At 29.1% G+C, this 10,252-nt stretch carries 9 protein-coding genes; all 9 read right to left on the bottom strand.

Annotated elements, in window-relative coordinates; genetic code table 11:
- Positions 1 to 250 precede the first annotated feature (250 nt).
- The gene (locus B3603_RS10610) at positions 251 to 541 is read right to left on the bottom strand and encodes a Dabb family protein (protein WP_291564408.1); all 291 of its coding nucleotides are present in this window, start codon (positions 539 to 541) and stop codon (positions 251 to 253) included.
- 234 nt (positions 542 to 775) lie between these two features.
- Positions 776 to 2,080, bottom strand: coding sequence for a DRTGG domain-containing protein (locus B3603_RS10605; protein ID WP_291564405.1), 1,305 nt, complete (start codon positions 2,078 to 2,080; stop codon positions 776 to 778).
- Positions 2,081 to 2,083: 3 nt separating this feature from the next.
- Positions 2,084 to 3,034: a DNA-binding protein WhiA gene (whiA, locus tag B3603_RS10600; protein WP_291564402.1), complete on the bottom strand. Its 951-nt coding sequence runs from the start codon at positions 3,032 to 3,034 to the stop codon at positions 2,084 to 2,086.
- Positions 3,035 to 3,036: 2 nt separating this feature from the next.
- The gene (locus B3603_RS10595; protein ID WP_291564399.1) at positions 3,037 to 4,380 is read right to left on the bottom strand and encodes a gluconeogenesis factor YvcK family protein; all 1,344 of its coding nucleotides are present in this window, start codon (positions 4,378 to 4,380) and stop codon (positions 3,037 to 3,039) included.
- Positions 4,377 to 5,261, bottom strand: a complete 885-nt coding sequence (gene rapZ, locus B3603_RS10590; RefSeq protein ID WP_291564396.1) for an RNase adapter RapZ — start codon at positions 5,259 to 5,261, stop codon at positions 4,377 to 4,379. The genes B3603_RS10595 and rapZ overlap by 4 nt, the downstream gene beginning before the upstream one ends.
- Positions 5,262 to 5,834: 573 nt before the next feature.
- Positions 5,835 to 6,752, bottom strand: coding sequence for a UDP-N-acetylmuramate dehydrogenase (murB, locus tag B3603_RS10585; protein ID WP_291564395.1), 918 nt, complete (start codon positions 6,750 to 6,752; stop codon positions 5,835 to 5,837).
- 77 nt (positions 6,753 to 6,829) lie between these two features.
- On the bottom strand, positions 6,830 to 7,549 hold the full coding sequence (locus tag B3603_RS10580) for a phosphatase (protein WP_291564392.1): 720 nt from the start codon (positions 7,547 to 7,549) through the stop codon (positions 6,830 to 6,832).
- 122 nt (positions 7,550 to 7,671) lie between these two features.
- Complete coding sequence (gene uvrC / locus B3603_RS10575; protein ID WP_291564389.1) at positions 7,672 to 9,546, bottom strand: excinuclease ABC subunit UvrC; 1,875 nt, start codon at positions 9,544 to 9,546, stop codon at positions 7,672 to 7,674.
- Between the two features lie 17 nt (positions 9,547 to 9,563).
- Positions 9,564 to 10,166 carry a metal-dependent hydrolase gene (locus B3603_RS10570; RefSeq protein WP_291564387.1) on the bottom strand — a complete coding sequence of 201 codons (603 nt, stop codon included), beginning with the start codon at positions 10,164 to 10,166 and terminating at the stop codon, positions 9,564 to 9,566.
- Positions 10,167 to 10,252 lie beyond the last annotated feature (86 nt).

The raw sequence follows: 10,252 nt of genomic DNA, 5'->3' as shown, positions 1-10,252 counted from the left end.
ATTTTGGTATTATAAGGAGGTTAGTTCGACCTTTTGAGCGTGGGTAAACTTGCTCCGTTGGGAGTATTGACCACGAAGCTACCACTTCAACGAAGTAAGCGGTAGTAGTTCACTTCAACGTACAGTTCACAATTTCATCAAAACTAGGAATTTTAAAAACTAATTTTTAATTTCTTTAGCAATTACATCTTGTGAACTGTACATTATGAATTTTATTTAGTATTTGAAATCCTTTTTGCAAACATTTTTATTACTGAGCATAATCTACAGCTTTTGAAGATTCAATCATATCTTTTAATGGTGCTAATACTTGTGCTACATGATAAGGGTGTGTTTGATAAGCATTCATATCATCTAGTGAATCAAACCTTGTAATTAAAACTACATCATATGAACGTTCTGTGTGAAGTTCATCCACTCCAATCTCTAGGTATTTAAGCATTGGAATTTTTCCCTCCATAGATAATAAAATGTTTTTAGATTTTTGTAAATTCTCGTATGTAGCTTCTTTTAATTTAAAAAATACAATATGAGTAAACATAGTCCCCCTCCTTATATATAGGTTATTTTTATTAAATCATATATAGGATTCCATAATAGGAATTTAACTTATACATGATTTTAATTTCCATAATAAAATTTTTACCATGAATTAAAAATTAAGAATGAAAAGTGAAGAATTTATGTAAAATAAATTTTCTCCATTAAAAACCCCTAGAATTAAAACTATCCTAGGGCCATTAATTATAATATTTTATATCTTTTAATATTAAGTTTATTTTTTTAATACCTTCGCTGAAAGTACTGACTTTGCAACTAATTCTTTTTGACTGTTATACATAGATATTTCTACCTTTGAATAATATCTTCCTCTATCTAGAACTTCAGCATAGACATCTATTACTCTTCCCATTTGAACAGGTTTTGTAAAATATGATGAGAAACTATCTATTGCTACATTTGCATTACTATTTTGTCTAAGTGCCATAGTTCCCATAGTTGAAAGCATCATATTGAGTACATTCCATGATGCTGTGCCTATAGAATCTAACATTTCCGGCACTATTTCACCCCAAAAATGCATAGTATCCTTCTGAGCTTCAAACTCAAAATTCTTTATTATTAAATCATCCATAGTTTCCCCTACATGAGGCTGTCTTACTGCTATTTGCATAGCTTTAATAACATCCTCTCTGGATATAACTCCTACTAATTTCTTCTTATTAACTACAGGGCAAAGTTTTATCCCTTCCCATGCCATAATATGAGCTGCATAAGCTAATGTAGTAGTAGGTGAAACACCTATAGGTTCTTTTATCATAATTTTTTCTATTAATTCACTATCATCTGTATTGTTGGGAATATCTGCTAAAGTAACAATTCCAACAACTTTATGATCTTCATCAATAACAGGATATCTTTCATGTTCAGTTTCACTAACTAAATCCTTCAATTTTTTAATATCATCTTTTATAGTAAGGTAAGAAGGATGAGTTTCCATTATATCTTCCACTAAAATAATATCCTTTTTTATATTATTTTCAAAAATTGCCCTATTAATCATACTAGCCACTGTAAAGGTATCATAGGTAGAGGAAATAAGAGGAAGATGCTTTTCATCTGCTAAATTTATAATTTCTTCACTGCACTCAAACCCTCCTGTAATAAGTACTGCACAGTGATTTTCAAGCGCAAGTTTTTGGGCTTCTTCCCTATTACCTACTATAAGTAATGATCCTGGATTTATGTATTTAGGTATAGTTTCTACTTCCATTGCACCAATTACAAATCTATCTAAAGCCTTATCAATTCCATCTTCTCCACCTATTATCGTTCCTTCAACAATATTAGCAATGTCTCCAAATGTTAATTTATCTATATGCTTTTTCTCTAATTTTTCAACCCTAACAGTTCCAACTCTTGAGATTGTATTAACAATGCCTATAGCCTCACACTCTTTAATAGCTCTATAAGCAGTACCTTCACTAACTCCTAGTTCACTACTTACACCTCTTACAGAAATTTTAGTTCCTATATCCAATGAGAGTATATACTTTATAATCTCTTCGTGCTTTGACATGATTTATCTCTCTTCCTTCCGTAGTTCTTCAGCTATCTTTTCAATTCTTCTAAGTCTATGATTAACACCTGATTTACCTACTGGAGGATTCAACATTCCACCTAATTCCTTTAGAGATTCATCAGGATATTCTAATCTTAACTCTGCAATTTCTCTTAAGTTTTTTGGTAATCTATTAAGTCCAATCTCATTTTGAATCATTTTTATACTCTCAACCTGTCTTACCGCTGCATTTACTGTTTTACTTAGATTAGCAGTTTCACAGTTAACAAGTCTATTTACATTGTTTCTCATTTCCTTCATTATTCTTATATTTTCAAGCTCTAAAAGAGAACTATGAGCACCTATAATATTTAATAGGTCCACAATTTGTTCTCCCTCTTTAATGTAAATCACATAACTGCTTTTTCTTTGAATCACCTTAGAAGATAATCCATAACTATTAATTAGATTACTCAACTCATTTGCATAATCTAAATTATGGGTTACAAATTCTAAATGATAAGTTTTTTCAGGATTGCTAATACTTCCTCCACCTAAAAAAGCACCTCTAATATAAGCTCTTTTATGACTTTCTTCACTTATTATTCTTTTAGGAATACTATAGTCTAATCCTAAAAAATCCTTATTAGTTAGAACTCCTACTTCCAATAATAATTCCTTAACATTCATATCTTCTGTTATCATAACTACATATACGTTATTTTTCTTTAATGAATTGCTTCTTTTTACTAATAACTTTGTATGTATGTTAAAATGCTCTTTTAATAGTTTAAATATAAGTCTAGCAATAGCTGGATTTTCAGTAATAACTTTAAAGCTCATTGCTTTATTAGCTCCAAGGCCTAAAGTTCCACTAGCTTTCATTATTCCAGAAAGCTCAGCTATTGCTTCTTTTTTATTTAGGTCAGTATACCTGCATATTTCATTTTTTACCTTTAGTGAAAACGACATAACTAATTTTTCTCCCTATCCTCTTTAAACTCTTTTAGCATCTGTGATAAATAAAAGAATTCCAAGATTCTTTTCTCATCATAAAATAATTTCTTTCTCATAACAGTTTCTACTAAAATTGCTGCTAATTTGTCCTCATCATGTTTTATATATCCATTTTTAAGCTTTATAAAATTACTCTTAATATATTCAACACCTAGATCCGAATTATATTCTTCATCTAACATTACTAATTGAGGATTTTTATTCAAACATTTTTGCTTATCTTCTTCACTTAAAGCTTCACTATTCACAATTACATAGTCTACTATATCCTTTGAAGAATGTTTATAAATAGCACTAATGTGATCCTGGACACTATAATTATCACTTTCTCCTGGTTGAGTTAATATATTTGATATATATATCTTTATAGCTTTAGTCTTAAGAATGGCGTCTTTAATTCCGTCTACTAGTAAATTAGGAATGATACTAGTATAGAGACTTCCAGGCCCTAATACAACTGCATCTGCTTCTAGTATGGCATCAATTGCATCTTGTACTGCCTTTGCACCTCTAGGTTCAATATAAACTTCATCTATTCCGCTTTTAAACTTTATGCATTGTTTAGGAATATTTGATTCACCTTTAATAATAAACTCATTTTTTAATCGTGCTGAAAGAGTTATATTTTCTAAAGTAACAGGAATAACTCTTCCAGTTACTGCTAAAACAGAACAAGTTTTTTTAACTGCTTCATGAAAATTATCTGATATTCCATCCATAGCTGCTAAAAATAAGTTTCCAAAATTTTGATTTTCAAGTCTTCCATCTTTAAATCTATATTGAAACAATTCTTCCATAATCGGCTCTGTATAAGCCAATGCAGTTATGCAGTTTCTTATATCTCCTGGCGGAAGCATTCCTAAGTCCTTTCGTAGAAGTCCTGAACCACCGCCATCATCTGCAACTGTAACTATTGCTGTAATATTACTAGTATATCTCTTTAAGCCACTTAATAAGGTAGAAAGTCCTGTTCCTCCACCTATTACTACAATTTTAGGCCCTTTTACTAATATTTTTTTCTCATATATTAATTCCCCTAAGCTTTTTTTATTAAAAGATAAACTGTCCACATCTAAACTTCCTAAAGAAAGCATCTTCTTAGTATAACCTTTAAATCCGTTATAAGTAATTACTACTCCTATTGTAATTATTCCAATAAAAAATAATATATATTTACTTCCAAGAGAACTTTTATTTATAATCTCTAAAATACCATATATGAAAATAAATATTCCAAATAACATTTGACCAATCCATCTCTTAATACCTATGCCTGGCCTCAACCAGTATTTAAGCTTCATAGCTTCCCTGCACCTCTACTTATATCTTCATTTACATCCCTATGATCAACTGTTACACTATATCCACTATGACTTAAAATTTCATGTATTTTATTTGCGATTGCAACAGATCTATGTCTTCCACCTGTGCAGCCAATAGAAATGATAAGCTGCCTTTTTCCCTCTTTTTTATAATTAGGTAGTAGAAACTCTAGCATATCTATTAGTTTATCTACAAATTGCTCTGTTTCTACTTTACTTAAAACATAATCTCTTACTGGTCTATCATTGCCTGAATAAGGCTTTAATTCTGGTATATAGTATGGATTCGGTAGAAACCGTACATCAAATACTAAATCTGAATCTACTGGTATTCCATATTTAAATCCAAAGGACAAAACATTTATAAATAGCTGAGTTTCTATTTGTCCCTGCTCACCAAAAATATTAGTTATTTCTTCATTTAAATCTTTATTGCTCAATTTAGTTGTGTTTATAATATAGTTGGCTTTTTCTCTAACAGCCTTTAATTTTTTCTTTTCAATAGTAATTCCATTAATTACTCTGCCTTCAGGTGCTAATGGATGCTTTCTTCTTGATTCTTTATACCTCTTAACTATTACTTCATCAGTGGCTTCTAAAAATAATATTTCATATTTATATCCACTTTCATTTAAATGCTGTAAGCTATCAAATAAATCATCAAAAAACTTTCTTCCTCTTATATCAACAACAACAGCAATTTTATCTATTTTTCCCTCAGTTTGGTAACAAGCCTCTGCAAACTTAGGAATTAATGTTGGCGGAAGATTATCAACGCAAAAATATCCTAAATCTTCAAGACTTCTTATAGCTTGAGTCTTTCCCGCTCCTGACATTCCTGTAACTATAACAAATCTCATATAACTCCATCCTTTATTTTAATATATATTTTTTCTATTAATATACTATAAGAATTTCATGTAAAAATTTAAAATATACTCTGTAAAATAACTTTTCTATAAAAATAGAGTAACTTTTAAAATTAAGGATTAATAGTTAAGAATCCAAATTTGGAACAAAATCCATTCTTATTGAATTTCTTAAAATAGAATTTATTCTAAAAAACTCTGAAGGTTTTGACCATGGAATTTTAACCATAATTCTTAATTTCTTATTCTTAATTTTAAATTTCTAAAAAAGACTTTTTGTTATGAAATTAAAATATTATATAAATTAAATTTTCACTAAGTAGCCTTTGTTATTCATTATATCTAAATTTAATATATAACTCCCTCATTATACATTATAATAATATTTTTCATATAGTATTATACCATAGTTACCTTAATTTTTGTGAGTACTACATTTTTAATTCTTGTTATACTAAGAATTAAAAATGTATATAATATTTTTATACTGCCTTTAAAAAACTACTCTAAATAAAGAGTTTATTTTTAAATTTAATAAAGTGGCGACTAAAAGTCACCACTTTATTATTTATCTTCACCGACTATTCTTACTTCTGTGTGTAATTCTACTGAAAAACTTTCAAAAACATTTTTTTGAACTAATGTGATTAATTCTAAAACCTGCTGAGCACTTGCACTCCCTTTATTTATAATAAATCCTGAATGTTTTTCTGAAACTTCAGCATCTCCAACATTTAATCCTTTAAGACCAGCATCTTGTATAAGCTTTCCTGCAAAATACCCTTCTGGTCTTTTAAAAGTGCTTCCTGCTGATGCATATTCTAATGGTTGTCTCTGTATTCTTCTTGATGTCAATTCATCAATTCTATTTTTTATTAAATCCTTTACCCCTGGCTTTAGATTTAATGTAACTTCTAATACAATATAATTATATTTGATTATTGCACTCATTCTATAAGAAAGCTCTAATTCTTCTTTTGAAAGAGTTTTAAAATTTCCTTCTCTATCAATTACCAGTGCACTCTCTATAACCTTAGACATTTCTCCATCATATGCTCCCGCATTCATTGTAGTTGCTCCTCCAATGCTTCCTGGAATTCCACAAGCAAATTCAAAACCTGTTAATGAAGCTTCTAGTGCAGCATCAGATACATCACAAAGTAATACACCACTTTGAGCAATTATTCTATTTTCTACAACTTTAACTTTGTCTAGTTTGGAAAACTTTATAACAACTCCTCTTATTCCACCATCTTTAACAAGTAGATTAGAGCCATTGCCTAATATAAAATAACTTTCATTATGCTTATTACATAGTTTTATGATTTCTTTTACTTCCTCATAATTAGTTGGATATACAATTATATCCGCTGGTCCACCTAATTTAAAGGATGTATGATCTTTCATTGGTGCATCTAATACTATATTTTCTTCTTTCAATATACTCTTTAATTCGATAAGCAATTCCTTGTTTTGATTCATTTCCTACCTCTTCCAAAAAAAATTATTTACACACAATATATAGTATAATTTATATAGTATAGTATAATCAATAACTATTAAACAATTTTACCTTTTTTCTGTAAATAATTTATAAATTTTTTCTCATCATAATTCATTATCAGCTCATCGGGCATTTGTATATCTCTCACAAGCTTTTTCACAGAATCAAATTCACCTATATTGAAACAAGTATGAGCATCACTACCAAATATAACTTTTACCCCATGCTTTTTACAAAGCTCTCCAATTTTATAGCAGTTTTCATCACTACCTTTTCTTGATCCATTAAGTGAACTATTATTAAGTTCTATGATTATATCTTTTTCCTTTGCTCTCATTACTACTTTTTCTGCATCAATTGGAAAACGTGGATTTCCTGAATGGCCTATAATCATTACATTCTTATTATCCATAACCTTAACTAAGGCATTTGTGTTCTCTTCCACTGTTCCGGACTTTATACATACATCATGTAAACTTGCTATCATATAATCTAATTTATTTCCAATTCTTTCTGGGATATCTATATTGCCCTCATAATCAATTATATTAGCTTCGCATCCTCTTAAAATTTTAACACCGTAAAGTTTTCTTGGAGTTACATCCAAATTAGCAAAATGAAATAAATGTGGTCCTCCAGGCATTTGTGGTGCGTGATCTGAAACTCCTAAAACTTTAAGTCCTTTATTAGAAGCCTCTTTTATATTTTCAAGTAAAGTACTGTAAGCATGACCACTAGCAATTGTATGAGTATGAACATCTACTACACATTTCAAGTTAATCACTCCTTAATTTTTCTTAAAGTATCTAAAAAATAACTAATTAAAGTTGCCTAAGATATTTTTTATTAAATAATATTATTATACTTAATAATAATTGAAATAAATATGCATACTTGTTAGTTATTTTCTTGAAGATTACTGAAGTATTCTTTTATACTTTCAACAGCTCTAATATCCATAGAAGGTGTTGACAATAATTCTTCATCACTTGCATTTCTAATATTTTCTATACTGCCAAACTTCTTAAGTAGTTCTTTTCTTCTCTTTTCCCCTATTCTAGGTATATCCTCTAATATAGAATATAATGTAGTTTTATTTCTTAAGGATCTATGATAAGTAATAGCAAATCTATGTACTTCATCTTGTATTCTTGTAATTAAATGCATACATTGTGAACTAATCCTTATAGGTAATTCTTCATTATCATAAATTAATCCCCTAGTTCTATGTTTATCATCTTTAACCATTCCACAAACTGGAATATTAATATTTAATTCCTTTAGCACCTCTAGTGCTATATTTACCTGTCCTCTTCCTCCATCCATCATGATAAGGTCAGGAAATACTGAAAATTTACCAGCACTTAAAGAAATTTTATTTTCTTTAATTTTTTTAATCTCCTCTAATCCATGATTAAATCTTCTAGTCAATATCTCTCTCATTGACTCATAATCATTAGCTCCTTTTACAGTTTTAATCTTAAATCTCCTATAGTCACTATTTTTAGGTTTTCCATCTTGAAATACTACCATAGTTCCAACAGAGTCCATTCCCATTATATTAGAAATATCATAGGCTTCAATTCTCTGCGGTACTTCATCTAGTCCTAAGGCATCCGTCAATTCTGCTAATGCGATATTTTGTAATTCTTTATCCGCTTTATGTTTAATTTTAAACATTTCTAAATCATGACTTGCATTTTTTTGAACCATGTCTAAAACTTTTTTCTTTTCACCTTTAATTGGCACTTTAATACTTACCTTATATTCTTTTTTCATAGAAAGATATTCCTCTAATACTTCACTATCTTCAATATGAGAAACATAAATCTGTTTAGGAATAAAAGCAGTTCCACCATAGAAACTTTTCATAAAATTACTTATAACCTCTCCTGGCTCTTCACTACCTGTATCATCTAATATAAAATGTTCTCTTCCTAAAATCTTTCCATCTCTTAAGAAAAAGATCTGAACGCAGCTATCTTTTTCATCCTGTGATATAGCAATAAAATCCTCGTTTTCGAAATGCACACTTATAATTTTTTGTTTTTCATTTATCTTTTCAATAGCTAAAAGCTTATCTCTAAGAGAAGCTGCCTTCTCAAAATCTAAATTCATTGAGGCATCTTCCATCTCTATCTTTATCTTATTCACAATTTCCTTATCTTTTCCCGTTAATAAATCTATAACATCATCTACAATCTTTCTATACTCCTCTTTAGAAATAAGTTTGTCACAAGGGGCCTTACAAAGATTTATATGATAATTAAGACAAGGTCTTGAAGATACTCCATCTTCCTTTATAATCCTTTTACAAGTTCTAAGTGGAAAAACTTTTTTAATTAGCTCATAAGTCGTATATACTGCTGTAGCATCAGTATATGGTCCAAAATATTTTGCACCATCATTACTCATATTTCTAGTAACAATAACCCGTGGAAAATCCTCATTTATTGTTATTTTAATTAATGGAAAACTCTTATCGTCTTTTAATAAAATATTATATCTTGGACTATATTTTTTAATTAAATTACACTCTAATATTAAAGCTTCTATTTCTGAATCTGTAACAATATATTCAAATTCTGCAATATGCTTAACCATAGCCTTAACCTTTTCACTATGATTTTTAGAGCTTTGAAAATATTGTCTTACTCTATTCCTTAAATTTTTAGCTTTTCCAACATAAATTATCTCTCCAAGAGAATTTTTCATTAAATATACCCCAGGATTATTAGGTAAATTTTTAAGATGGAATTGGAAATCGAACAATTTTATCACCTCTTTAGTTAAAAGAATTTAGGTAAGTTTAAAGATACATAAATAATACTCAATAATATAATTATATTTTCAGTGACCTTTCCTCTAAGAGAGTTGGTACTAAAAGCAAAGGGAAATTTAAACTTTTTATTATTTATTGGATATAAAACAGGTATACCTTGTTTTGTACACATATCACAAATCAAATGCGAGCCATAAGTTGCTAAAAAATAGTAATATGTTTTTCCCAGATTATATGCGGTACAAAAAGTTGCTAAAATTCCTGTAAAAATTAACATACCAAAAACACTATGAGTAAAACCTGTTCTATGAGTGGATAACCCTAAGAGAATTAAGGTTATGCCTATTACCTTCAATATTGGGTCACTTTTATAAAAACTATCTATGTACAATGCTAACGTACCTAAAAAGCAATAAAATATCACCTTTGTAGCATTATTTCTAAAAGGTAGTACATATTTATTGAAAAAACTTTTAGGATGGTCTGCATCAGGAAGCAGTGCTCCTACTATTGAAAACACTAGACTTATTAATACATATTTCCCCGGCAATCTTTGACTTAAGAAAACAAAAACGCTTGCTCCTACACTTACATGAGCTTTTCCAGTCATCACATCACCCCTTTAAAAATTGACAATTGACAATGGAGAATTGACAATTATTGTTGAAATTAGTTTTAATCAAACTAATTTCTTTA

Origin of the sequence: Clostridium sp. UBA2485, from assembly GCF_002341865.1 — a bacterium.
Classification (GTDB): domain Bacteria; phylum Bacillota; class Clostridia; order Clostridiales; family Clostridiaceae; genus Clostridium_J.
Note: the sequence above shows the minus strand (reverse complement) of the source record. Positions and strands in the feature narration are given on the sequence as shown.

Bases quoted from the DNA above. Each gene is read 5' to 3' on its own strand.
- whiA (WP_291564402.1), bottom strand. From the start codon at position 3,034: ATGTCGTTTTCACTAAAGGTAAAAAATGAAATATGCAGGTATACTGAC.
- murB (WP_291564395.1), bottom strand. From the start codon at position 6,752: ATGAATCAAAACAAGGAATTGCTTATCGAATTAAAGAGTATATTGAAA.
- B3603_RS10605 (WP_291564405.1), bottom strand. From the start codon at position 2,080: ATGTCAAAGCACGAAGAGATTATAAAGTATATACTCTCATTGGATATA.
- B3603_RS10570 (WP_291564387.1), bottom strand. From the start codon at position 10,166: ATGACTGGAAAAGCTCATGTAAGTGTAGGAGCAAGCGTTTTTGTTTTC.
- rapZ (WP_291564396.1), bottom strand. From the start codon at position 5,261: ATGAGATTTGTTATAGTTACAGGAATGTCAGGAGCGGGAAAGACTCAA.
- B3603_RS10595 (WP_291564399.1), bottom strand. From the start codon at position 4,380: ATGAAGCTTAAATACTGGTTGAGGCCAGGCATAGGTATTAAGAGATGG.
- B3603_RS10610 (WP_291564408.1), bottom strand. From the start codon at position 541: ATGTTTACTCATATTGTATTTTTTAAATTAAAAGAAGCTACATACGAG.